The organism is Halobaculum rubrum (genome assembly GCF_019880225.1).
Classification (GTDB): Archaea; Halobacteriota; Halobacteria; order Halobacteriales; family Haloferacaceae; genus Halobaculum; species Halobaculum rubrum.
On sequence record NZ_CP082284.1, the window covers coordinates 1,638,526 to 1,662,444 of the forward strand.

Genomic DNA, 23,919 nt, shown 5'->3' on the forward strand with positions numbered 1-23,919 from the left:
CGGTTTCCGCCCGTCGCCGCGGTCGACTCCCTTCCCTTCCCCTTCCAGTCTCGCAGTCCTCCGTTTCTCGCGGTCCGAGTCGGTCCCCGTTCCCGCGCCCCGCCCGTTTCGAACCGAAACACTTTCCGAGCGCTTCGCCAACCGCGAGCCAATGAGTGACGCAGACGCGGACGCGCTCGTCGTCCGGGGCGGAACCGTGCACACCCAGACCGACAGGGGAACGATCGACGGGGACGTGCTCGTCGTCGACGGCGAGATCGCGGCCGTCGGCGACGTCGACGCGCCCGGCGACGCGACGGAGATCGACGCGACGGGGATGGAGGTCACTCCCGGGCTGATCGACGCCCACAGCCACGCCGGGATGGCCGAATGGGGCGAACCGGAAGACGGCGACGTCAACGAGGGAACGAGCGCGACGACGCCACACGTGAACGCGCTCGACGGCTTCCACCCGCGCGACGAGGAGTTGCAGGGGGCGTTCCAGAACGGCGTCACCACCGTCTCCGCGCGCATGGGCTCGGGCAACGTCATCGGCGGGATAATCTGCTCGATGAAGACGTACGGGACGGTTGCCGACCGGATGTTCATCAGGGAGGACGGCATGAAGGCCGCGATGGGCGAGAACCCCAAGCGCTTCCACGGGGAGCAGGAGGGGCGCCAGCCGTCCACGCGGCCGGGGGTCGCCGCCACCCTCCGCGAGGAGCTCATGGCGACCGAGGACTACATCGAAGCGCGCGAGCACGCCCGCGAGAACGGCGAGCCGTTCGAACGCGACCTGGGGCGGGAGAACCTCGCTCGCGTCCTCGAGGAGGACCTGCCGCTGCGGGTCCACGCGCACCGCTCGGACGACATCATGACCGTGTTCCGGATCGCCGAGGAGTTCGACATCGACGCGCTCTCGATCGAACACGCTACCGAGGGTCACGTCGTCGCCGAGGAGTTCGCCGAGCGCGACGTGCCCGCCATCGTCGGCCCGTCGTTCTCGTCGGCCTCGAAGTACGAGCTCCGCAACATCACCTTCGAGACGCCCGGGATCCTCCACGATGCGGGCGTCACCGTCGCCATCCAGACCGACGCGCCGGTGCTCCCCCAACAGCACCTCGACGTGTGCGTCGGCCTCGCGGTCCGCGAGGGGTTCCCCGAGGAGGCGGCGCTGGACGCGGTGACCACGAACCCCGCCGACATCCTCGGGATCGGCGACCGCGTCGGCGACCTCGCCGAGGGGACGGACGCCGACCTGGTCGTGTGGGACGGTCCGTTCCACGAGATGGACACCCGCAGCCGGCACGTCGTCGTCGACGGGGAGGTCGTGTTCGACCGCGAGCGCGACGACGTCGACCCGCGCGAGGAGTACGCGTGGTGATCGGGGCGGGTGACGAACGGGACCAGTGGTACACGAGACGTGACGGCGCAACCGACGCGAGCGGGAGGCCGTCGACCTCCGGGCCGTCCGGTGCGTCGGGGCCGTCCGGTACGTCTGAGCGGTCGGGCGCCTCCGCTCACTGATCGGATCGCTCCCGCGTATCGATCGTTCGGGTACCGGTTCGCCCTCCGCTTCGACTCGAACACGACCCCCGCGACACCGGCGACGGTGCCGCCGCTGTCCGCGACGCTGCCGACCGCTTCGACCTCCGAGACACGAGGACCGACGTGACCGACACGACAGCCCCGACCGACGACCCGGACGACGCGCCCGCCTACTCCGAGCAACAGGTGCGGACCGTCGTCCTCAGCCTCGTCGCCGGGGTGTTCTTCGGCGGGGTGGGCGGCGGCGTCGCGTTCCCGACCATCCCGGCGCTGGGGTCGGTGCTCGGCATCGCGCCGGTTCTCGTCGGACTGATCCTCTCGATCAACCGGTTCACGCGGCTGGTGATGTCGACGCCGGCGGGGAGCATCCTCGACCGCATGGGGACGCGCCGGCCGATGATCGCGGGGTTCCTGGTGCAGGGGCTCGTCCCCTTCGGCTACCTCGTCGGGCTGAACCCGCCGTTCGGGCTCCCGTCGTCGGCCGTCTTCCTCGTGTCGCGGGCGGCGTGGGGGATCGGCTCGGCGTTCGTGTTCGTCGGCGCCTTCTCCACGGTGACGCACGTGACCACGTCGGCGAACCGCGGACGCTGGGTGGGCTACATGCGCGGCGGACAGAGCCTCGGCTTCCCGACGGGGCTGATCCTCGGCGGCGTCGTCACGGAGCTGTACGGCTACGCGGAGGCGTTCGCCGTCGCGGGCGTCGCCGGGCTGGTCGCGGCGGCGGTCGCCTACCGCGTACTTCCGAACGTCTCGCCCGAAGTCGGCGAGAAGAGCCGCCTGCGGGACGTTCCCGCGCTCGTCCGGGCGGACACCCGGATCGGCGCCGTCGGCGCGGTCAACTTCACGATCCGGTTCCTCTATGCGGGCGTCCTGCTGTCGACGGTCGTGCTGTACACCGAGGCCAACGACATCTCGCTGGGCGGGTTCGCCGGCGCCGGCACAAGCGGCCTCGTGATGGCTGTCTCCGTCGTCGCGCTGGCGGTGTCGAACCTCGCGGTCGGTCGCTTCTCCGACAGCATGGGCCGGCTCACGACGGTCGTCCCCGGCCTCGCCGTGTTCGGGTCGGGGTTCGCGCTCACGGCGCTGGTGCCGACCGCGCCGGGCGTGCTCGCGGGCGTCGGCCTCGTCGGCGCGGGCGCCGGGCTGACGGGCCCGCCGCTGTTGGCGTACCTCGGCGACATCGCGCCCGGCGGGGACGTGGGCAAACTCGGCGGCGTCTACAACGTCTTCGGCGACCTGGGCTCGACGCTCGGCCCGCTGGTGGCGCTCCCGCTTGCGGCCGAGATCGGCCTCTCGGCGGAGTATCTCGCGTGCGTCGGGCTCGTCGTCGTCGCCGGGGTCATCGCCGCGACGACGTTGCGGGACGATTCGGCGGCCGACGCGCCGACCGTCGCCGGCGACGACTGAGGCGAGGTCGAGTGAGCGTGTAGCGCGAACGAAGCCTCGTACGGACGGCGGAGCGGTCCCCGTGCCGCTCCGCCCACGAACAGGGCGAGACGCGAACCGAGCGGAGCGCGAACGAGCCGCACCGCTCGGCGTCGCGTCGGCTCCAGCCGGATCCGAACCGGCGACCCCCGCGGGCGACGCGAACGCTTAGGAGTCGCCGGCGGCGATGGCGAGTATGACCGTTCTCTGCACCGGCTACGAGCCGTTCGGCGACCACGACGTGAACCCCTCCGGCGAGGTCGCCGAGGCGCTCGACGGGCGGACCGTCGCGGGCCACGAGGTCGTCGGTCGGGTGCTCCCCGTCGCGTTCGGCGCCGCCGAAGACCGGATGGCCGACCTGATCGACGAGCACGACCCGGCGGCCGTCGTCGCCACCGGCCTCGCAGCCGGGCGGTCGGCGGTCTGCGTCGAGCGCGTCGCGATCAACGTGGCCGACACCGTCGGTGTTCCCGACAACGACGGCAACGACCCGGTCGACGAGCGGCTCGACCCGACGGGACCGGACGCGCGGCGCTCGACGCTCCCGGTTCGCGAGACGGTCGAGGCCTGTCTGGCGGAAGGCGTCCCCGCTCGCGTGTCGAACACCGCGGGCACGCACCTCTGTAACGGCATCCTCTACCGGACGCTCGCGCTGCTCGCGGGGACGAACACGCCGGCCGGCTTCCTCCATCTCCCTGCGACGCCCGAGCAGGCGGCGTCGGCCGCGGCGGACGGCGAGGCGGCCCGCGGCGGGAGCGTGCAGCCGAGCCTCCCGCGGGCGCTGGACGAGCGGGCGGTCGAACTCGCGTTCGAGGCGGCGCTCGACGGCGGCGAGTAACGGGAACGGGGACGATTCAGTCAGTATCGACCGGCGAACCGCCGTCAGGGGCGGCGGTCTCACGGGTCGGAGTCGCGTCGGCGGCCGTCGACGCGGCCGGTTTTTCCGACAGCGCTCGGCGGCCATGCTCGGTGATCCGGAAGATCTGCTCGTCGGTCACCGCCTCCACGAACCCACGCTCCGCGAGCGTCGCCAGCCGACGCTCCACCAGCGGGATGTGGAGCCCGGTGTTGGCGGCGACGAGCGCCGGGTAGTCCACGCTCGACCCGTCGAGGTGGCGCAGCACTCGCTCGTCGACGTCGGAGAGATCGGTGGGTTCGGACATCTTTCGTGTTAATTGGTACCATGACACATGAATCTGTCGCCGGCGTCGGGCCGTCCGTGGATCCGGCTCGACGAACGGCCGGCAATCCGGCGCGATGGCCGACCGGGATCCGGGAACTCAAGGCGGTCGCGTCGAACGCCGGGGTATGCGACTACCGAACGCGGCCGTGGGCGACGCACAGACGAGCGGCTTCGGCTGGGACGTGTTGACCGACCTGGTCGACGTAGGGAGTCGAATGGCCGGGCAGGCGGGCGAGCGCCGCGGCGCCGAAGTCGTGCGCGACGCCCTCGAGCGCGCCGGCGCCCGCGACGCCCGGATCGAGGAGTTCGAGATCCCCGGCTGGTGGCGCGGCGACTCCTCGCTGTCGATCCACGAGCCTCACGAGCGCGTTCACGACGGCCAGCAGGACGTGCTCGCGCTCCCCGGCTGTCCCGCGGGGGAAGCGACCGGGCGCGTCGTCGACGTGGGCGACGGCACCTACGAGGAGTTCGAGGAGAAAGCCGAGGAACTGGACGGCGCCATCGCGATGGCGTCGTCGGCGACGCCGGAGTCGGTCGACCGCTGGATCCACCGGATGGAGAAGTACGTCAACGCCGCCGACCACGGCGCCGTCGCGTTCGTCTTTCGCAACCACCTCGACGGGTCGCTGCCGCCGACCGGCGAGGTCGGCTACCACGAGCGCCCCGGGCCGATCCCCGCCGTCGGCGTCTCCTGTGAGGTCGGGAAGCGTCTCGCCCGGTACGCCGAGGAAGGCTGTGAGGCGACTGTCTCGGTGGACTGCCGCAACGAGGCGACGACCTCGGTGAACGTCGAGGCGGAGGTCGGCCCCGACACCGACGAGCACGTCCTCCTCACCGCGCACGTCGACGCCCACGACATCGCCGACGGCGCCAACGACAACGGCGCCGGCTCCGCGCTCGTCGCGGCGGTCGGCCGGATCCTCGCCCGCGACGACGTGGAGCTGGACACCCGCGTCCGCCTCGTCACCTTCGGCTCCGAGGAGATCGGTCTGTGGGGGGCGTACCACTGCGCGGAGACGACCGATCTGGACGACACGAACTGCGTCGTCAACCTCGACGGCGCCTGTTCATCGCGGAACCTCCGCGTGGGAACGAACGAGTTCGAGGAGATGGGATCGGTGTTCGAGGCGGTGACCGACGATCTGGACGCCAGCCTCTCGACGGACGACACTATCTCCCCGCACGGCGACCAGTGGGCGTTCGTGCAGGAGGGCGTCCCGGCCGTGATGACCTCGACGACCTCCGAGCAGTCCGGCCGCGGCTGGGGTCACACCCACGCCGACACGCTCGACAAGCTCGACTCGCGTGACCTGCGCGACGTGGCCGTCCAGGTCGCCGAGGCGGTCGCGCGTCTCGCCGCCGCGGACGTGGAGACGCCGGGACGGAGCCGCGCGGAGATGCGCGACGCCATCGACGAGGGGTACGAACAGGAACTGCGGATGGGCGGGCGCTGGCCGTACGCGGATCTCGAGTAGGGACAGGCTGGAGCGGGCGGGGACGCGATCCGACGAACGAGGACGCGCCCGTTCGGGTCCGCCTGCGGTACACACTCCTCTCAGTCGCCGCGGCCGAGGAACTCCCCGAGGTCGTCCATCACCTTCCCCTCGGCGCGTGCGAGGTGCTCCCACGCCGTCGTCGTGCTGACGTCCAGCTCCGTTGCCACGTCCTCGACCCCGGCGTCCTTCTCGTGGCCGTAGTACCCCGCCCGGATCGCCGCCGCGAGCGCCTCGCGTTGGCGCGGGGTCAGATCGTGGAGGACGCCCGCAGTCTCGAAGCGCGGGCCGGCGTCGACCTCGTGCATCTCGAGCTGCCGGACCAGCTCGACCTCGTTGCCGCGGGCCTCGACCGCGTCGACGACCGTCGAGAGGTCGTCGGCGGCGTCGAGATACACGACCCATCGCTCGTAGCCGCCGGTGATCTCGGTTCCCGTCCGGTAGTGAAGCCCCAACTCCGCGAACAGCTCGGTGATGCTGTCCCACCGAGGCACTTCGATGGTGAGCGCAACGAAGACCGTCGACTCGCCGAGCGGGGTGATCGGCTCGGCCTCGATCACCGGGTCGCCGGCCGCGTACACGTCGATGAACCCGGCGATGTCGTCCGGGTCGCCGGTCAGCTCGACGATCCGCTTGCGCTCGTCCTCCCGTCCCGTCATCGACGACACCGACCGCATCGTCACCTCCGGGTAGCGCTCGGACGCCGCCGTCTCCGGCTGACCGACGTGTTTGATCTTGAGTGTCACCTCGCGCATCGAACGAACCTCATCCCCGTCGTCGCTCATATTGTCCCTGATATATTTGGGCCTCTATTGGGTTTTTCGCACCGTCTCCTCGCGAGGCATCCTGACGGCGAGGGGTCCGTCGGGACGTCGACTTCGAACGTCGATCCTTCCGGTGTCTCCGTGTGAACACAAAATAGGTCACGACATGCCGGTTCGACGATAACTACAGGACGTGTGCGCCGGAAATATTCGGGACCACGTTTTCACCGCCCCGGTGACTCCCGTGAGTATGGACAACCCGGACATCGATCGGTTCGCGTCCCGCCGATCGACGGTGTACGGTCAGCGCGGAGTCGTGGCCACCAGTCAGCCGCTCGCGTCGCAGGCGGGGATCTCCGTGCTCGAGGACGGTGGAAACGCCTTCGACGCGGCGGTCGCGACCGCCGCCGCGTTGAACGTCGTCGAGCCGACCTCGACCGGGCTCGGCGGCGACGTGTTCGCGCTGTATCGTACCGCCGACGGCGAGGTTGGCGCGATGCGCTCGTGTGGCCCCGCGCCCGCCGAGGCGACGATCGAGACCGTGCGCGAGGCCGTCGCCGACGAGGAGGGAGTCGACCCCGCCGACGCCGAGATGCCAGACACCGGCGCCCACGCGGTGACGGTCCCCGGCACCGCCCGCGGGTGGGAGGTCACCGCCGAGCGGTTCGGCGAGAAGTCGTTGGGCGACCTGCTCCAGCCGGCGATCCGGTATGCGATCGACGGGTACCCTGTCTCGGAGGTCGTCTCCGCACAGTGGCAACACGGCGAAGAGCTGTTCGAGACTGACCACGCGCGGGAGGCGTACCTCTTCGACGGCGAGGCGCCCGACGTGGGTCAGCACGTGACGCTCCCGAAGCTGGGCGAGTCGATGCGACGGATCGCCGAGGAGGGCGCCGACGTGGTGTACGAGGGGGAGATCGGCGAGCAGATCGCCGCCGAAGTGCAAGCGCAGGGCGGCTTCCTCACGACCGACGACCTCGCCGACTTCGAGCCGGAGTTCCCCGATCCCGTCTCGACTACGTACAACGGGACGGAGGTGTACGAGCTGCCGCCGAACAACCAGGGGCTCATCGCGCTGGAGGCGCTGAACATCGCCGAGGAACTGGGCGCGGGCGAGCACGACTACGACTCGCCCGAGCGCGTCCACTACTTCTCGGAGGCGCTGAAGCTGGCATTCCACGACGGCCACCGCTACATCACCGACCCCGACTTCGAGGAGCACCCGCCGCTGGCGAGCAAGGAGTGGGCCGCAACGCGCGCGCAGGAGGTCGGCGAGGAGTGCAACGACGACGTGACGTTCGGCGTGCCCGACGCGAACGCCGAGGACGCGGACACGGTGCTGCTGTGCGTCGCCGACGACGAGGGCAACGTCGTCTCGTTCATCAACTCCCGGTTCGCCGGCTTCGGCTCCGGGCTGGTCGCCGGCGACACCGGCATCGCGCTGCAGAACCGCGGCTCGTCGTTCTCGCTGGACCCGGACCACCCCAACTCGCTGGCGCCCGGCAAGCGACCCTTCCACACACTGATCCCGGCGCTGGCGGACTTCGCGCCCGACGACGACGGCACCGACGACTGGGCGGCCTTCGGCGTGATGGGCGGCTACATGCAGCCGCAGGGGCACGTGCAGGTGATCTCGAACGTCGTCGACTACGACCAGCCGCTGCAGACGGCGCTCGACAGCGCCCGCTGGCGCTACCGCGAGGAGGGGAGCCTGGCGCTGGAGCCGCAGTTCGACGGCAACACGGCCGCGAAGCTGGTCCGGAAGGGCCACGACGTGAGGACGCTCCCGCCGGCGCTGTTCGGCGGGGCGCAGATCGTCCGCAGCGCCGACGGCGTCCTCTCGGCCGCGACCGAGCCCCGCAAGGACGGCAACGCGCAGGGGTACTGACCGGCTCCCCGACGCTCACTGACTGGTGAGCGGTGACAGCCGTTTGCTCGCCCGGAACCGACACGCTCATTCGCTCCTCGGCCATTCTGGCGCCCGTGCCACAGTCCCCGCGAAGTCGCGAGGATCGCGACCGCCTCGGCTTCGACGAGACGCGTGACTACCTCGGCGCGGCGGTCGCCGCCCTCCTCCCGGCGTCGCTGGTCGCCCGGGGGCTCTCGATCGCCGTCGACACCGACCGCGAGGTGTACGCGCCGGGCGACCCGGTATCGGTGCGCGTCGTCATCCGCAACCGGTTCCCCGTGCCGGTCGCGGTGACGACCTCGTCGCGACGCCTGTGGGGGTGGGAGGTCGACGGCGCGCTGGAGGCCAGCGAGGAGCCCCGGCGCGACCCCGGGGGCTCGGGGACGCTCTCGTTTCGCGCCCGCGAGCGCAAGACCTACGAGTGGACGTGGGACGGCCGGGTGACCCGTCGCGACGACCGCGGCGTTCGCTCGTCGCCGCTCGACCGCGGCGACCACGAGATCCGCGCGTTCGTCGCGACCGGGAACGAGCGACCCGAAGCCCGGACGACGTTCCGGATCGAGTGACTGGGCCGTCGCTGTCGAACCCGTCGGCAGATCGAGAAACCCGACTGACGACCGGTCGTCTCAGTCGTCGGCGGGAGCGGGCGCTTCCACGTCCTCGCGGTGGAGGTGACAGGCGGCGAAATGCTCGCCGTCACCGATCGTCGGCTCGACGGCGTACGACGGCTCCTCGGTCGCACAGATACTCGCCTCCGCGAACGTCGAGACGAGTTGCTCGGCCGCGTCTTCCCACTCGTCGTCGGCGACCTGATCGAGCGCATCGTCGACGACGCTCCCCGCGCGTCCCGACGGCGTGCCGTCGGGGAAGAACTTCGCCCGGGCCGTGCTGCGGTCGTCGGCCTCGAAGGTGCGCCGATCCACCGCGCGGGTGAACTCGCGGACGGCCACCCACGTGTCGGGGTCCATCGAGAACTCGTCTGGTTGGATGAGTCTCGGACACCGGGTCCGGAACCGACAGCCCGACGGCGGCTCGATCGGCGAGGGAACGTCGCCCTCGAGCACGCTCCGGGCGCCCGTCGAGCGCGGATCCGGGACCGGGATGGACTCGAGCAGCGCCTCCGTGTAGGGGTGTGCGGGGTGTTCGAACAGTTCCTCGGTCTCGGCGAGTTCGACCAACTGGCCGAGGTACATCACGGCGACACGGTCGGAGATGTGCCGGATGACGCTGAGGTCGTGTGCGATGAACAGGTAGGTGAGGCCGAACTCGTCTTGCAGCTCCTGCATCGTGTTGAGCACCTGCGCCTGGATCGACACGTCGAGCGCCGACACCGGTTCGTCGCAGACGATGAAGTCCGGATTCACCGATAGCGCCCGCGCGAGGTTGATCCGCTGGCGTTGTCCGCCGGAGAACTGGTGCGGATAGCGGTTGTAGTGGTGCGGGTCGAGCCCGACCTTCTCCAGCAACTCGCGGGCGCGCTCCTCGCGCTCGCCCTTGTAGAGACCGTGGGCCTTCATCGGCTCCTCGACGATGGGGCCGACCTTCATCCGCGGGTCCAGGCTCGACTGGGGGTCCTGGAAGATCATCTGCAGGTCGCGACGGCGGTCGCGGAGGTCCGACCCCGACAGCTCCGCGAGGTTGTCGCCCTCGAAGTACACCGCCCCGTCCGTGGGATCGACGAGTCGGAGGATGGTCCGCGCGAGCGTCGACTTCCCGCAGCCGGATTCGCCGACCAGCCCGAGCGTCTCGCCGCGCTTCACGTCGAAGCTCACGTCCTCGACGGCGCGCACGGGCGGCTTGTCGAACAGCGCCGACAACATCCCGTCGGACTGACTGAAGTGCTTCGTCAGGCCCTGCACGCTGAGGATGGTGTCGTCGTCGGTCCCGCCGTCGCCGGTGCCGAGCGGTCCCGTCCCGGTGGCCTCACTCATCGACCTCACCTCCGGACACGCCGGCGGTCTCCTGGCTGTCGTCGCCGCGCATCTCGGCGAGCCCGCCCGCGAAGGCGCCGGTCGCCTCCGTCTCCAGCGGTTCGCTGTGTTCGTAGCCGACGCTCTCGAACTTGATGCACGACACCCGGTGTGGGGCTTCGGCGGCGTCGCTCACGTCGTGGTACTCCGGGTGGAACTCCCTGCACGCCTCCCGGGCCTCCGGGCAGCGCGTATGGAACCGGCAGCCGGAGGGCGGGTTGATCGCCTCCGGCATCACCCCCTTGATCGGGTCGAGCGACTCGATAGTCCGGTCGGGTCGGGGCATCGACCGCAGCAGCGCCTCGGTGTAGGGGTGTTTCGTGTCGTGAAACAGGTCGTCGACCTCGGCCTCCTCGACGACCTCGCCGAGATACATGACGTTCACCCGGTCGCAGATCTCCGCGACGACGCCCATGTCGTGGGTGACCCACAGGAACGCGGTGTCGTACCGGTCCTGGAGGTCGCTGACCAGATCGAGGATCTGTCCCTCGACGGTCACGTCGAGCGCGGTCGTCGGCTCGTCGGCGATGATGAGCCGCGGCTCACACGCCAGCGCCATCGCGATCAGCACGCGCTGGCGCATCCCGCCGGAGAACTCGTGGGGGTAGTCGTCGTATCGGGTCTCGGGTTCGGGAATGCCGACCTCCCGGAGCATGTCGACGGCGATCGTCTTCGCCTCCGACTCGCCGACGCCCCGGTTCAACTCGATGAACTCCCGGAGCTGGGCGCCCACCTTGAACACCGGATTGAGCGACTCCATGGGGTCCTGGAAGACGATCGCGATCTCGCGGCCGCGGATCTGCTCGCGCATCTCCCGGTTCGAGAGCATCTCGTCGGACTCCTCCATCCGGCCGTCGGGTGTCTCCACGATGTCGATCAGCTTCTTCCCGTCGAACGTGACGGTGCCGTCGACGATCCGCCCCGGCTCCTCGACGAGCCGCATGATCGACTGGGCGGCGACCGACTTGCCGGCGCCGGATTCGCCGACGAGGCCGACGAGTTCGCTCTCGTTGACCTCGAAGCTCACGCCGTCGACCGCGCGGACGGTGCCTTCCTCGGTGAAGAACTGGGTCTTCAGGTTCTCGACTGTGAGTAGTGGTTCGGACATCAGTTGTTGATACGGGGGTCGAGCGCGTCGCGGAGCCCGTCGCCGAGCAGGTTGAAGCCGACCACGGTGATGAGGATCGCCAGCCCGGGCCAGATACTGAACCACGGGTCGGGCAGCATGTAGTCGCGCGACTGCGAGAGCATCTGTCCCCACGAGGGCGTGGGGGGCTGTGCGCCGAAGCCGAGGAACGACAGCCCGGCGACGATGAGGATCGCCACGCCGATCTGCAGGGTCGCCTGCACCAGGACGGGCGCGAAGCTGTTCGGGATGACGTGTCTGGAGATGATGTTGCGGTCGCGTACGCCGGCCGCACGTGCGGCCTCGATGTAGTCCTCCTCGCGCACCGACAACACCCGCGAGCGGATGAGCCGGGCGAACGTCGGAATGTTGGCGATCCCGACGCCGATCATCGCGAACGTGAGGTTGCGACCGAACGCGACCATGAACACGATGACGAGCACGAGAAACGGGATGGCGTACAGCGTCTCGGCGGCACGCATCAGCACGTCGTCGATCCGACCGCCGTAGTAGCCGGCGACCGACCCGACGACCGTCCCGGCCACCAGCGCGATGGTCGTCGCGATGACGCCGACGGAGATGGCGATGCGCGTGCCGTAGAACACCCGCGCGAGGATGTCGCGCCCGCGGTCGTCGGTGCCCAGCGGGTGGGTCCACGTCCCCTCGCCGAAGACGTTGGTCGTCCACGCCGGCGGCAGCAACTGGGGGGCGACCTCGGCGTTGGGACTCATCCACACCGCCTGCGCGATGGCGTACTGTTCGATCCCGAATATCGGGAGGACGGACTGATCGATGAACGCGACGACCGCGACGAGCGTCGCGACCCCGATGATCCCCAGCCCCGCCAGCGCCGTCGGGTCGCGACGGACCTGCGAGACGGTGTAGCGCCACCCGACGTTCGCGGCGGGTTGGTCGGGGTCGGACTCGGCGGGCTGTGATTCGTTCTCGGTTCGCGAGTCGGGTTCGGATCCGGTTGTCGTCGCCATCAGTCTGCGTCCTCGAAGGTGACTCGCGGGTCGATGTACGCGTACGAGAGGTCGGTGATGATGACCCCGACGACGAACACCAGGCCGAGCACGAGCGTCGTGCCGACCACCAGCGCGAAGTCTTGGTTGTTGATCGCGGTGATGATGAGCGTCCCCATCCCGTTGATGGAAAAGACGGTCTCGGTCAACACCGCCCCGCCGATAGCGCTGGTGAGCTGGAGCCCCAACAGCGTGATCAGCGGGAGCTGTGCGTTACGGAACGCGTGCTTGCGGAGGATCGTCGTCTCCTTGACGCCGTAGGCGCGCGCGAGCTTGACGTACTCCTCGCCGAGCACCTCCAGCATCGACGACCGCTCGATCCGGGTGAGCGCCGCCATCTGGAGCGTGCCGAGCGACACCGTCGGCAACACGAGGTGGTGCAACGACGTGACGAGCACGTCGAACTGGCTGTCGACGCCCACCTCCGCGGGCGACGCCCACGGAAGCACGAGGCTGGTCGCGGGGAACCAACTGACCTGATAGGCGAACAGAATGATGAGCACCAGGCCGATCCAGAAGGAGGGCGTCGAGACGCCCAGCAGCGCCACAACCCGCGCGACGTGGTCCGTGGGCTTGTTGCGCCGCTGGGCCGAGATGATCCCCAGCGGGATCGACGTGACGATCGCGAACGTGAAGCTCGACGCGAGCAACAGTATCGTCACCGGCATCCGTTCGAGGATCTTCTGGGTGACGGGAACCTCGTAGTACAGACTCGTTCCCAGATCGAGCTGTACCACGTCCCAGAGGTAGTTCAGGTAGCGAAGCCACACCGGCTGGTCGAGTCCGTACTTCGCTCGGATGGCGGCGGCCTGTTGGGCGCTGGGTGACGGCCCGAGCATGATGCTCACGGGGTCGCCCGGCATCGCCTCCATCAGGAAGTACGTGATCGTGACGACTCCCAGCAGGACCGGTATCGCCTGCAGGATCCGTCGGATCGTGTACTGTGCGCGTCCCATCTGTCTCTAGTGTCGTGTGCCTTCGTTTCGCACGGGGGTATATAAATTCGCGGAAGCGGGTATCGAGGCCGCTCCGGTCAGTTACCGCCCGATTCGCGGTTCGATCTACTTGTCGACCGAGACGTTGTTGTTGTCGGTCACCAGGTGGAACGAGTCCACCGGGTGCGACGTGAAGTCGTTGACGTACTCTTTCACGCCGAAGCTGTTCTTGAGGTTGTACGCGGGCAGGTGGGCCCGGTCTTCGAGGATCGTGGTGATGGCCTCGGTGTACAGCTGCTTGCGCTCCTCGCGGTCGGCCGACTGCCGGGCGTCGACGATTTTCTGGGCGGCGTCCTTGCCCCGCTGGCTGTTGGCGCCGTAGTACGACCCGTTGGTGACGCCGAGCGTGTCGTCGGTGCGACCGAACATGTAGTAAGTGAACGCGTCGGGGTCGGGGGTGCCGGACCAGCCGAGCGTGTACATGTTGTAGTCGTCCTCGTTGCCGGTGACGTAGGCCTCGAGGAACGCGCCCCAGTCGAGCCGCTGGACCGAGACGTTGTTGAATCCGGCCTCCTTGAGGCCGTTCGACACCGAGATGCCGATCTGTTCGCGCTTGTCGTCCGGCGGGACGATGATCTTCCAGTTGTAGTCCATCGAGACGCCGGCCTCCTCGAAGAGGGCGGTCGCCTCGTCGATGTTCTTGTCGTGGGGGATCTGCTCCCACTCGTCGATCGGGAAGCCCCAATCCTCGGTGATCGAGGCGGGCGTGGGGGAGTACTGACGGACGCCGGTCGGCTCGACGTACTGCTCGACGGCGGTGTCCATCGAGAAGCAGTAGTCGATCGCCTCGCGGACGCGTGCGTCCGCCGTCGGGCCCTCGTTACAGTTGAACGCGAGGTAGAAGTAGCCGATACCCGGCACCTCGTCGATGCTCGCGTCGTCGATGTCGCGAACCGTCGAGTACAGCTTCGGTGGGATCTCCTCGACCACGTCGTTCTCGCCGTTGCGGAGCGTGGTGACGCGAGTCGTCGCCTCCGTGATCGGCGTGAAGTGGATCTTCTCGAGGTTCGCCATCGGCTCGCCCCAGTAGTCTTCGTCGCGCACGAGGTCGACGTAGTCGCCCTCCTCCCAGCCGTCGAAGACGAACGGCCCCGACCCGACGGGGTTCTGGGTGTTGAACGCGTTCTTGTCGTCCTCTCGGACGGACATGGGGACGATACGGCCGGCGGCGAGCGTGTTCATGAACGGCCCGTACGGGTACTTCAGGGTGAACACGATCGTGTCGTCGCCTTCCGTCTCGATCGAGTCGATCATGTTGAACTCCGAGGCGTTCTCGGTCTCCTCGTCGACCGGGGCCTCGAAGCTGTACTTCACGTCCTCGGGGGTGACGGGGTCGCCGTTCGAGAACGTCGCCTCCGTCGTCATCGTCACCGTGTACACGGTGCCGTCGTCGTTGACCTCGGGCTCGCCCGTCGCGAGCTCGGGGACCACGCCGGTTCCCTCGTCGTACGTGTACAGCCCCTCGAAGATCTGGCTGGCCACCTGGTCGGACGGGACGTCGTTGAGCACGACCGGGTCGAACTCCAGCGGGCTCTTGACGAGCGCGAGGTTGAGCGTGCCGCCGCTCATGCTGCCCGAGTCGCTGTCGGAGCCGGAATCGGAGCCCGAATCGGAGCCGGAATCGGTAGTTTCGCCGTCGCTTTGGCCGCTGTCGCCGCCGAGGCAGCCGGAGACGGCTGCGACGCCGGCCGCACCGGTCCCGGTTAGGAACGTGCGCCGGTTCATCCGGTCGAATACGCGAGTTATGTCATCTTCTGTCATGGTTGTGCTACCCAAACTGGGATGTCAAAGCTTGGGCTGTGATGATATTTATACTTATTGTTTTTGGTGCCGGTAATCTATGTCTACTGAGATGCGCGCGCGTCGATCCGGAACGTCAATTGTCCCCGCGAACCGATATCTCATATGCGCCAGTTCGTCGTCTGCGGTCACGACGCGCCCACGACCCCCGAGTTCAGTCTCGACGACCTCGCCGGCGGGGCGGGACGACTGGATCTGCTGTGTCGGTGTGTGAACGCCGGGCTGTTTCTCTCGCACGGGATCCGCGAGGACAGCCGCGTCCACCTCGTGCTCGGCGACGAGTACACCGTCCGGTTCTCGGGCGCGACGGCTCGCGGACTTCACCCCGACGAGCGTACGACGGCCGCGCGCGTTCGCGACGCGCTCGACGCGCGTGACGGGGCGATCGGCCACATGCCCGCGGAGGTGTCGCCCGGCGTCGAACTGTACCGGATGGGTGTCGAGACGACGCTCGACACGATAGACGGCACCGTCGTCCAACTCCACGAGGACGGGGAGCCGCTCGCCGAGACTGACCCGCCCGATGACCCGGTGTTCGTCCTCTCGGACCACTCGGACTTCACCGCCGAGGAGACCGATCTCCTTGCCGACCGCGCCGACCGTCGGATTCGCCTCGGTCCGAAGGCGATCCACGCGGACCACGCCATCAGCGTCGCCAACAACTACCTAGACACCGAGGGCTACGAGCGGTACTGAGAAGCTTCCGAACGGCTGTCCGGCGTGGGAGGCGATCCGGTGACTGCCCCGCGTTCGGAAGCCTTAACAGAACGCCCGGCGTTCGTCCGGACGCGGGCCGGTGGGGTAGCTTGGTATCCTTCGGCCTTCGGGTGGCCGTAACCACGATTCAAATTCGTGCCGGCCCACTTCTCCCGCAATCCGACTCTGTCGCGACGGCCTTCGGGTGGCCGTAACCACGTTCCCGTGAGCGAAGCGAACGAGAGCCAGCGAGACGAGCGGAGCGAGTCTCGCGTGATTCAAATTCGTGCCGGCCCACTTCTCCCGCAATCCGACTCTGTCGCGACGGCCTTCGGGTGGCCGTACTCACGTCCGCGTGGGCGTCGACGCCGACGCCGAGTCGACCCCATATCTTATCGGGGTACGTATCACAACGATCGATCGTGGTACTACCGGGTCCCGATATCTCCGAGGGGACGTCGTATTTCCGTCGGGACCGTGGAACCCCGACCGGTACTCCCGAACACGGAAACGGCCGCGAGATCGCTTTGAACGCCGACTCCGGGGAGACGAATGGGTAACGACTTCGGGGACCGTCCGCGCGACAGCCGGACCGCCAGTACCTCTCAGTTCCTCCGCGCCGGCTTGCCGACGGATGTCACCCAGCATACCAGGAGTCGGTCGACATGATGGACGAGACGGAGTTCGACCGGTCGCGAGTAGTCTGGTTGGTCCTTGCTGCCGTTCTCGCCGGAACGCTCGGTCTGTTGGTGTACTCGTACATCGGGACGTTCGTCCTCGGAATATTCATCTACTACGCGGCTCGGCCCGTCTACCGTCGGTTACGGCTCCTCGTCGAGAGTCCCGAGATCGCGGCGGCGGGCGCGCTGTTCGCGTTCGAGATCCCGTTTCTCGCGGTAACCGGGTATCTCCTGTTCCTCGCAGTCAGGGAACTCGAGCAGTACGCCGGAGCGGGCGCCGAAATCGTCGCCTGGTTCCTGCCGATTCCTCCCGCGGAGCTGGCTCGAGGGATCGCCGACCCGCAGGCGTACGTTTCGTCGTTCGACGTGGCATCGATCGCCGATGTTCTCAGGACTGGCGGGGACGTGTTGGGGCCGATCGCGACGTTCTTCCTGCACCTCTCTCTGGCCATCGCCCTCGCGTTCTATCTCCTCCGGGACGGCGGCCGCATCGCGGACTGGTTCCGTGACGAGGTGGGAGCGGACTCGGCCCTGTGGCTCTATGCGTCGCTCGTCGATCGCGACTTCCAGGTGGTGTATTTCGGGAACATCCGGACCGTGATCGTCGTCGCGCTTCTCGCCGTGGGCATCTACAACGGGCTCAACATCGTCGCCCCGCCGGGACTGAAGATTCCTATCCCCAACGTCCTCGCGCTTCTCACGGGCGCGGCGACGCTCATTCCCATCGTCGTGGGGAAGGTCGTATATGTCCCGACGGCGGTATATCTGGTGCTGAGAGCGATCGAGTCGGACCCGCAAACGCTGTGGTTTCCCGCTCTCGTGGCCATCGTGGCGCTGCTCGTCCTCGATCTGTTCCCCATCATGGTTATCAGGCCGGTCCTCGCCGGTCAGACTACCCACAGGGGAGCGATGATGTTCTCGTACATCTTCGGTGGGCTCCTGTTCAACTGGTACGGCATCTTCCTCGGCCCGCTGTTACTGATAGCGGCCATCCATCTCGTCCGCGTGGGCCTCTCGGAACTCGCTCACGGCGACCGGGTCACGGCAGAGGTAACGACCGCTCACGGGCTCGGCTCGATGCCACGGCCCGACAAGGAACCACCGGACGAGGCGGCGACCGCGGACGGCGACGCCGCTGTCAAGGAGTGACCCCGCGGGCTCCGCCGAGAGATACACGAGGCCGTCGTCCTGTCGACCTCGATCCGGCCACGTAATCGTGCGATTCAGTCGTCATCGTCGTCGTCGTCATCTTCCTCATCGTCGTCGTCTTCCTCTTCGTCGTCGTCGTCATCTTCCTCATCGTCGTCGTCATCATCATCCTCCTCACGTTCGCGGTTATCGTCATCATCGTCGTCGTTATCTTCCTCATCGTCGTCCGAATCCTGAGCGTCTTCGGCGTCGCTATCGGGCGGCCCGGCGTCATCCGGCGGTCCTGCATCCTCGGGCGGTCCGGCGTCCTCGGGCGCATTCGAATCCTCGGGCGGTCCGGCGTCGTCGGTGGGATCCGACTCCTCGCTCGTCCCCCCGTCGTCGCCGTCCTCGCTGTCGTTCGTCGCGTCCGATTCGTTGCTGTCGTCGCCGTTGCCGTCCCCACCGTCGTTCGTCCCGTCGGAGCCACACGACCCGGTTTTGATGCGGATCGGTTGATCGAGCGCAAGCGTCACACGTTCGACCCCTCTTTCGGTCGCCGAGAGGAGTTCCCAGTCGGTCACGCTGCCCTCGTAGTAGCTGTCGAACAGGTCGGCGGTCTCGTTGAACGCGGGGTCGATCGTCACGTCGGCCTCGGTGCCGAGGGGGCGAAAGACGCCCCCGTCCGTTCGTCCGGCGGCCCATGTCCAGTCGATACGCTGCGGCTCGCCGCCGACGTTCCACCGGTCGTAGTTCGACCCCCCGCCGTACAGGTCGTCCCTGACGACCCAGTCGCCGGTGATCGGGAGCCCGACGAAGGTGAACGTCGCCGACCCGCCGTCGGGACTGTTCGGGCCGCCGTGAACGACGACCAGACTCACGCCCTTTGGGCCGTCGTACAGGAAGATGATGCTGGTGTCGGCGCGCTGGAGGTCGCGCGTTCCGGCGGAGATGTACCGGTCGGTGTCGCCGACGACCGCGCCGTTCTCCTCGGAAACGTACCGCGACGGCAGCTGGTACTCGTAGAACTGCTCGGCCGTGAGCGTCCCCCGCAGGGGACGGACCGGAACGCACGTCGAGCCTTGCTCGACGACGTACGACGCCTCCGGCGTCGACTGCGCGGCCGCCGGCCCCCCGAGTACAGCCGCGCCGGCAAGCACCCCTGTCGCTCGCAGGACGTCCCGTCTGTGCCACCTTCCCGTCCCGCCGCCGTCGCCGTTGTCGCCCATCTCCCGTCCGGGGACGGGGGCGCAGTACTTCGTTATCCGGTGCTTGCGAGGGTTCACGTCGACTGCAGGGGCGAACACGCCGTTGCCCCGGGCGACCGGCCGATCGAACCGGCGATCCAGTCGATCGGACCGTCGTATGCGCCAGGTATCGATCGATACTGGGTGCCGCTACCTACTGAAGCGAACCGAGAGAAGGGAGAGAGAACCCGACTTACAGTTCGACGGCTTCCTTGTTCCCGAGCGACTCGGGCACGGTGAACCGGATCTCTGTGGTCGCGCCGGCCCTCGTGTTGATCTTGATCGTCACCTCGTCGCCCTCGGAGAGGTCTCCCTCGGCGAACTGGTCGACGTCGAAGATGTACTGCAGCCGGTCGTCGTTGTCGTTGAGGACGGGCGCGCTGCCGTCGCTGTCCTTGATCACGTCGTAGGTGAACGTGGCACCCGTAGCGTCTGAGGTGTTGTCGAAGTCGCTGTGGGCAATCAGTTGGTAAGTCCCGCTTGGACCGATCCACGTAACCGTCGTGTTCTCCAGGTCGATCTCTCCGGCGCCGGCCCCCTGTGTCACGGTCACGTTGACGAAGTTGACGGCGTCGCCGGCGCTGTTCACGTTGCCGACGGTGGCGACCTCCTGCACGCGGTCGCTGACTTGCTTACTGCTCTGTTGTCCGGTTTCCTGCGACTTGCTCTGGAGGAAGCCGGCGGTGTTGATGAGGACGCCGGCGGCGATCGCCGCCACCAGTACCATCGCGATGAACACGATGAGCGTCCCGATACCCACCTGCCCGCGCTCTTCTTCGTCCGTAATGAATTCGAACATTATAGATAGCAAGGAGAATACCTGCACCTTCAGGCGCAGGATGAATCCGACAATACCGGCCTGTTCCATTGCCGATAGCACTGCGTGAGTTTCCAATCCGCATATTCAAGTGTCAAGAACCGCTATACGGTGGCAAGGTCAGGTCGGAACGGAGCGGATTCCGAACGACCGTCGGAGGCGGTCTACCCGCCACCCAATGAGACAATATCTGAAACGCCAACACGGTGAACGCGAATGCTAGAAGCGTTCGTCCGTGCCTGTTGGTCGAGCAAGCCCGACGATACCTCCGAATCCGGCGACGTACCAGCGACTCTCTGCTGGCAAAAACAACAGGTGAGAGTCAACGGGGCTGAGGATAGGAGTACCAGCCGTTTGGCACGGCTAGTCAGCCACCGACCACGACGACTGGGGTAAAACGGGTTCCCGTGAAGTGGCGGAGTCATGGTTGCAAACCTGAAACTCCCACCGCTCGGGATTCCTCCGCGTTCACGCGGAGGAGGATGTCAATGGTTGTCCACTCCCGATATTGGAGTGTTCGTTCGTTCCGGAATCACCGTATAATGTCTATCCCCTCGGCTATCAATGCTGATTCCTCGACGAGCGCGAACCGACGGATACTCGGTCCCGAGCGCCGACCGGGCGAACGGATCCGATGTCGGACACCACGCGTCTCGTCGTCGTCTGCGGGCTCCCGGGTGCCGGGAAATCGACGGTCGCGGCGGCGGTCGCCGACCGCCTCGACGCCGCGATCGTTCGCACCGACGTGGTTCGAAAGGAGCTGTTCCCCGACCCGTCCTACACCGACGAGGAGTCGCGACGGACGTACGAGGCGGTGTTCGACCGCGCTGGCGACCGCCTCGCCGGCGGCGATTCGGTCGTCCTCGACGGAACGTTCCGACGGGCGGCCCGCCGACAGGAGGCGCGCGACCTCGCCGAGCGTCGCGGCGCCGAGCTTCAACTGGTTCGCGTCAGGTGCGACGAGCAGACCGCGAAGGCCCGCATCCGGTCGCGAGCGGACGACCCATCGGACGCGGACGTCGACGTGTACGACCTGCTCCGCGAGGAGTTCGAGCCGGTCGATGACTCGGTTGTCGTCGACAACTCCGGCGACCTCGACGCGACGCTCGCGCGGGTTCGAACCCTGTTCTGACGGTCCGGGAGACTCCGCGAGACCGAAGGCTTTTGCTCGGCGCATGGCTCGCGTTCACCGATGAGAACACGTGCGGTCGAGTTGGTCCTCGTGGGCGTCCTCCTGTTCGGATTGACCGTCGCCGGGAGCGCACTGGTCGCCCCGGACCGCTCGACGGCCGCCGTCGACGACGGCACGTCGCGCGCGACGCTCGTCGGATCGCAGGGCGGCGGACCGGGGTGGCACGAACACGGCAGCGCCTACCTGCTCGACGGCACCGGCGTCGAGTGGCGCGAGGACTCCGCGGACAGCTACTTCGACGTGCAGCGGCTCCCGGACGGCCGCGTGCTCGCGGGGTTCATGGACAGCGGCTACGAGGAGTGCGGCCCCTACGAGTCGCCGTGCGCTCACACGGGCATTCGACTGATCGATCCCGACGCCGACGGCGGGGCGACGGTCGTCGAGGAGTACAGCTTCCCCGTGCGCTCGCAGTCGAACAGCGAGATCCACGACGCCGAGCCGCTCCCGGGCGGCGGGTTCGCCATGACCGACATGGACAACGAGCGGATCATGATCGTGGAGGACGGCGAGGTGACGTGGACGTGGAACGCCTCCACTATCTACGACGAGCCCGAGGATCCCACCCGCACCGACTGGCTCCACATCAACGACATCGACCGCATCGGCGAGGACCGATTCCTGGTCTCCGTGCGCAACGCGAACCAGCTTGTGATCGTCGAACGCACCGACGACGGCGGCAGCGAAGTTGTCGAAATCATCAACGAGGACGAACCGGGCTCCTCGGACGACTCCTGTACCGGGAACGGACAGCTGCGCGACACCGACGGCGACGGCGACGTGCGCTGTGGCGACCCGTCGATCCTCGACCACCAGCACAACCCGCAGTGGCTCGGCGACGGCGCGGTCCTCGTCGCCGACTCCGACAACGATCGCGTCGTCGAACTGCACCGCAGCAACGACGGCGACTGGGAGATCGCGTGGGTCGTCAGGAGCGTCGACGGCAGCTCGCTCCACTGGCCGCGCGACGCCGACCGACTGGAGAACGGTCACACGCTGATCACGGACACGCTGAACAAGCGGATCGTCGAGATCGACGAGAACGGCACCGCCGTCTGGACGTACCCGACCGAGCGCATCCCGTACGAGGCCGACCGCGTCCCGCGGGAGTCCCAAGGAAGCGAGCGGGACCTCCCGCTGGCGACGAGCGACGGCGTGGACCTCGATGGCGGGTCGAGCGAAGCCGGGATCCCCGTCCTCTCCACGCTCGTCGTCGGCGTCCGCGCGGCCGCGCCGTGGGCGCCGGTGTGGTTCGGCGAGACACAGGTCGGGCTCACCCTCGTCTCGCTGGCGCTCGTGCTCGCGGGCGGCGCCACCGCGGTGCGAACGCGACTCGGTCGCTGACGGCGGGAGTTCTCCTACGCTTTTATTGGCGCATACGAACACGAACGCAATGAGCGGCGACTCGGACGACGACCTCGCGTGGGAGACGCTCGACAGCGACATCGACTACTCGTGTCCCGGCTTCGACGTCCGGCGCGACGACGTCCGGCTCCCCGACGGCACCGAGACGGACTTCCACTACGTCGACGAGCCGCCGGCGGTGGTGATCCTCCCGTTCACCCCCGACGGCGACGTGGTACTCGTCGAGGAGTGGCGCCAGGCCGTCGGGCGGGTGAATCGAGGGCTCCCCGCCGGCGGCGTCGAGGACGACGACGCCGACCTCGCCGCGGCCGCACGGCGCGAACTCCGCGAGGAGACCGGCTACGAGGCCGAGTCGGTCGAGCGGTTCCACGCGGTCGAACCCGCGAACGGCTTCGCAAACTCCGTGCACCACTACTTCCTCGCGCGCGGGTGCACGCCCTCGGAGACGGCGGATCTCGACCTCGACTTCAACGAGAGCATTCGCCCCGTGACCGCCGACTACGCTCGCTTCCGCGACGCCGTGTTCGCCGGCAACGTCCGCGACGGCCGTGCCGTCCTCGGCGTGTCGATGTACGAACATGCCCACGGCGAGCGGGACGCGGACTGACCGACGCGGGCGACCGATACGGGTGACCGACGCCGGGTACCCGAGCCGCCCCCGACGGGACGACGTGGACGCAGTCGCTGGGTCAGGTCTTTCACGGTGGCACCCGGATGCCCGGTATGGTCTCGCTCGGCCCGCTCCAGACGCTGACCGCGTGGTTCCGGTCGCTGGACCCGCGGATACAGGCCCTCGTCGTCGCGCCCGCGATCGGCTTCTCCGGCATCGTCGCCGCGGGGGTCATCGTCCTCGTCGTGTTCGTCGTGCTCGGCCTCGTCGGCTATCGGCCGTCGCCGCTGGTGCTCATCGGCCTGTCGCTCGTGCTCGTGCAGGGGATCTCCTTCGGCGGCGTCGCCTCGATCTACCTGATACGGGCGGGACGCTCGCCGCTGTCGCTGTTTCGAGTTCCCACGCTTCGCGACGTTGCCGTCGCCGTCGGCGGCTTCGTCGGGTCGCTGGCGATCCTGATCGCGGCGAGCACGCTCGTCCAGCAGGCCGGCGCGCCGACCGCCGACAACGAGATCGCACAGTTCGGCGCCGAGAACCCCGAGGTGCTGCTGCTGCTCATCCCCGCGGCGTTCATCTTCATCGGCCCCGGCGAGGAGATCCTGTTCCGCGGCGTCGTCCAGAGCCGACTCCGGGAGGCGTTCTCCCCGTGGGTCGCTATTCCGCTCGCGAGCGTCATCTTCGGCGCGGTCCACTACGTCGCGCTCACGGGCAACGCTCCCGGCCGGATCGTCACGATCGGCATCCTTTCGACGCTGACGCTCGTGTTCGGCGCGACCTACGAGTACACCGACAACCTCGTCGTCCCGTCGTTCATCCACGGCGCCTACGACGCCGTGCTGTTCGCGGGGCTGTACGTCGTCGTCGTGTACGGCCCCGAGACGGACACCCCCAGCGAGACGGCGGCACTCGTCATCGGGGACGTGCTGGCGTTGCTTCCGGCGGTCTGACCCTGGCGCTCGTTTCAGCACCC

21 protein-coding genes and 1 tRNA gene are annotated in these 23,919 nt (G+C 68.1%); 13 read left to right on the plus strand and 9 right to left on the minus strand.

The window, feature by feature from the left end:
- Positions 1-151 precede the first annotated feature (151 nt).
- The 3 genes from K6T25_RS08530 (at position 152) to K6T25_RS08540 (ending at position 3,790) form a co-directional block, all read left to right on the plus strand.
- On the plus strand, positions 152-1,363 hold the full coding sequence (locus K6T25_RS08530; RefSeq protein ID WP_222913202.1) for an amidohydrolase family protein: 1,212 nt from the start codon (positions 152-154) through the stop codon (positions 1,361-1,363).
- A gap of 287 nt (positions 1,364-1,650) precedes the next feature.
- On the plus strand, positions 1,651-2,934 hold the full coding sequence (locus tag K6T25_RS08535) for an MFS transporter (RefSeq protein ID WP_225917717.1): 1,284 nt from the start codon (positions 1,651-1,653) through the stop codon (positions 2,932-2,934).
- A gap of 214 nt (positions 2,935-3,148) precedes the next feature.
- The gene (locus tag K6T25_RS08540; protein ID WP_222913204.1) at positions 3,149-3,790 is read left to right on the plus strand and encodes a pyroglutamyl-peptidase I; all 642 of its coding nucleotides are present in this window, start codon (positions 3,149-3,151) and stop codon (positions 3,788-3,790) included.
- A 16-nt stretch (positions 3,791-3,806) separates the two neighbouring features.
- Here K6T25_RS08540 and K6T25_RS08545 read toward each other — a convergent pair whose 3' ends face one another.
- Entirely contained in the window at positions 3,807-4,115 is a 309-nt protein-coding gene (locus K6T25_RS08545; RefSeq protein ID WP_222913206.1) for a hypothetical protein, read from the minus strand.
- 145 nt (positions 4,116-4,260) lie between these two features.
- Here K6T25_RS08545 and K6T25_RS08550 point away from each other — a divergent pair, with 145 nt between their 5' ends.
- A complete protein-coding gene (locus K6T25_RS08550; protein ID WP_222913208.1) occupies positions 4,261-5,610 on the plus strand; it encodes a M28 family metallopeptidase in 1,350 nt (449 codons plus the stop codon).
- An 80-nt stretch (positions 5,611-5,690) separates the two neighbouring features.
- Here K6T25_RS08550 and K6T25_RS08555 read toward each other — a convergent pair whose 3' ends face one another.
- Positions 5,691-6,413: a helix-turn-helix domain-containing protein gene (locus K6T25_RS08555; RefSeq protein ID WP_225917718.1), complete on the minus strand. Its 723-nt coding sequence runs from the start codon at positions 6,411-6,413 to the stop codon at positions 5,691-5,693.
- Between the two features lie 229 nt (positions 6,414-6,642).
- Between K6T25_RS08555 and K6T25_RS08560 the strand changes: the two genes are divergently transcribed.
- Both K6T25_RS08560 and K6T25_RS08565 read left to right on the plus strand, forming a co-directional pair.
- Positions 6,643-8,280, plus strand: a complete 1,638-nt coding sequence (locus K6T25_RS08560; protein ID WP_222913210.1) for a gamma-glutamyltransferase family protein — start codon at positions 6,643-6,645, stop codon at positions 8,278-8,280.
- Between the two features lie 95 nt (positions 8,281-8,375).
- Complete coding sequence (locus K6T25_RS08565) at positions 8,376-8,867, plus strand: DUF7974 family protein (protein ID WP_222913212.1); 492 nt, start codon at positions 8,376-8,378, stop codon at positions 8,865-8,867.
- Between the two features lie 60 nt (positions 8,868-8,927).
- Here the strand turns inward: K6T25_RS08565 and K6T25_RS08570 are convergent, their stop codons facing one another.
- The 5 genes from K6T25_RS08570 to K6T25_RS08590 all read right to left on the minus strand — a co-directional run bounded on the left by K6T25_RS08570 (position 8,928) and on the right by K6T25_RS08590 (position 15,178).
- Positions 8,928-10,232, minus strand: coding sequence for an ABC transporter ATP-binding protein (locus K6T25_RS08570; RefSeq protein ID WP_225917719.1), 1,305 nt, complete (start codon positions 10,230-10,232; stop codon positions 8,928-8,930).
- On the minus strand, positions 10,225-11,379 hold the full coding sequence (locus K6T25_RS08575) for an ABC transporter ATP-binding protein (protein WP_222913214.1): 1,155 nt from the start codon (positions 11,377-11,379) through the stop codon (positions 10,225-10,227). Before K6T25_RS08575 ends, K6T25_RS08570 begins: the two co-directional genes overlap by 8 nt.
- The gene (locus tag K6T25_RS08580) at positions 11,379-12,383 is read right to left on the minus strand and encodes an ABC transporter permease (protein WP_222913215.1); all 1,005 of its coding nucleotides are present in this window, start codon (positions 12,381-12,383) and stop codon (positions 11,379-11,381) included. Before K6T25_RS08580 ends, K6T25_RS08575 begins: the two co-directional genes overlap by 1 nt.
- Positions 12,383-13,378 carry an ABC transporter permease gene (locus K6T25_RS08585; RefSeq protein ID WP_222913217.1) on the minus strand — a complete coding sequence of 332 codons (996 nt, stop codon included), beginning with the start codon at positions 13,376-13,378 and terminating at the stop codon, positions 12,383-12,385. The genes K6T25_RS08580 and K6T25_RS08585 overlap by 1 nt, the downstream gene beginning before the upstream one ends.
- A gap of 105 nt (positions 13,379-13,483) precedes the next feature.
- Positions 13,484-15,178: an ABC transporter substrate-binding protein gene (locus K6T25_RS08590; RefSeq protein WP_222913219.1), complete on the minus strand. Its 1,695-nt coding sequence runs from the start codon at positions 15,176-15,178 to the stop codon at positions 13,484-13,486.
- A 144-nt stretch (positions 15,179-15,322) separates the two neighbouring features.
- Here K6T25_RS08590 and trmY point away from each other — a divergent pair, with 144 nt between their 5' ends.
- The 3 genes from trmY to K6T25_RS08605 all read left to right on the plus strand — a co-directional run bounded on the left by trmY (position 15,323) and on the right by K6T25_RS08605 (position 17,742).
- A complete protein-coding gene (gene trmY, locus K6T25_RS08595; protein ID WP_222913221.1) occupies positions 15,323-15,913 on the plus strand; it encodes a tRNA (pseudouridine(54)-N(1))-methyltransferase TrmY in 591 nt (196 codons plus the stop codon).
- A gap of 94 nt (positions 15,914-16,007) precedes the next feature.
- A tRNA-Pro gene (locus K6T25_RS08600) sits at positions 16,008-16,080 on the plus strand.
- 498 nt (positions 16,081-16,578) lie between these two features.
- On the plus strand, positions 16,579-17,742 hold the full coding sequence (locus tag K6T25_RS08605) for an AI-2E family transporter (protein ID WP_222913224.1): 1,164 nt from the start codon (positions 16,579-16,581) through the stop codon (positions 17,740-17,742).
- 74 nt (positions 17,743-17,816) lie between these two features.
- Here K6T25_RS08605 and K6T25_RS08610 read toward each other — a convergent pair whose 3' ends face one another.
- Positions 17,817-18,950, minus strand: a complete 1,134-nt coding sequence (locus tag K6T25_RS08610; RefSeq protein WP_222913226.1) for a twin-arginine translocation signal domain-containing protein — start codon at positions 18,948-18,950, stop codon at positions 17,817-17,819.
- Positions 18,951-19,161: 211 nt separating this feature from the next.
- Positions 19,162-19,767: an archaellin/type IV pilin N-terminal domain-containing protein gene (locus tag K6T25_RS08615; protein ID WP_222913229.1), complete on the minus strand. Its 606-nt coding sequence runs from the start codon at positions 19,765-19,767 to the stop codon at positions 19,162-19,164.
- Between the two features lie 652 nt (positions 19,768-20,419).
- Between K6T25_RS08615 and K6T25_RS08620 the strand changes: the two genes are divergently transcribed.
- The 4 genes from K6T25_RS08620 to K6T25_RS08635 all read left to right on the plus strand — a co-directional run bounded on the left by K6T25_RS08620 (position 20,420) and on the right by K6T25_RS08635 (position 23,896).
- On the plus strand, positions 20,420-20,917 hold the full coding sequence (locus K6T25_RS08620; protein ID WP_222913230.1) for a P-loop nucleotide/nucleoside kinase family protein: 498 nt from the start codon (positions 20,420-20,422) through the stop codon (positions 20,915-20,917).
- 60 nt (positions 20,918-20,977) lie between these two features.
- Complete coding sequence (locus K6T25_RS08625) at positions 20,978-22,318, plus strand: hypothetical protein (protein ID WP_222913232.1); 1,341 nt, start codon at positions 20,978-20,980, stop codon at positions 22,316-22,318.
- A 49-nt stretch (positions 22,319-22,367) separates the two neighbouring features.
- Positions 22,368-22,946 carry an NUDIX hydrolase gene (locus K6T25_RS08630; protein WP_222913234.1) on the plus strand — a complete coding sequence of 193 codons (579 nt, stop codon included), beginning with the start codon at positions 22,368-22,370 and terminating at the stop codon, positions 22,944-22,946.
- Between the two features lie 116 nt (positions 22,947-23,062).
- Positions 23,063-23,896 carry a CPBP family intramembrane glutamic endopeptidase gene (locus tag K6T25_RS08635; RefSeq protein WP_222913237.1) on the plus strand — a complete coding sequence of 278 codons (834 nt, stop codon included), beginning with the start codon at positions 23,063-23,065 and terminating at the stop codon, positions 23,894-23,896.
- The last annotated feature ends 23 nt before the right edge of the window (positions 23,897-23,919 follow it).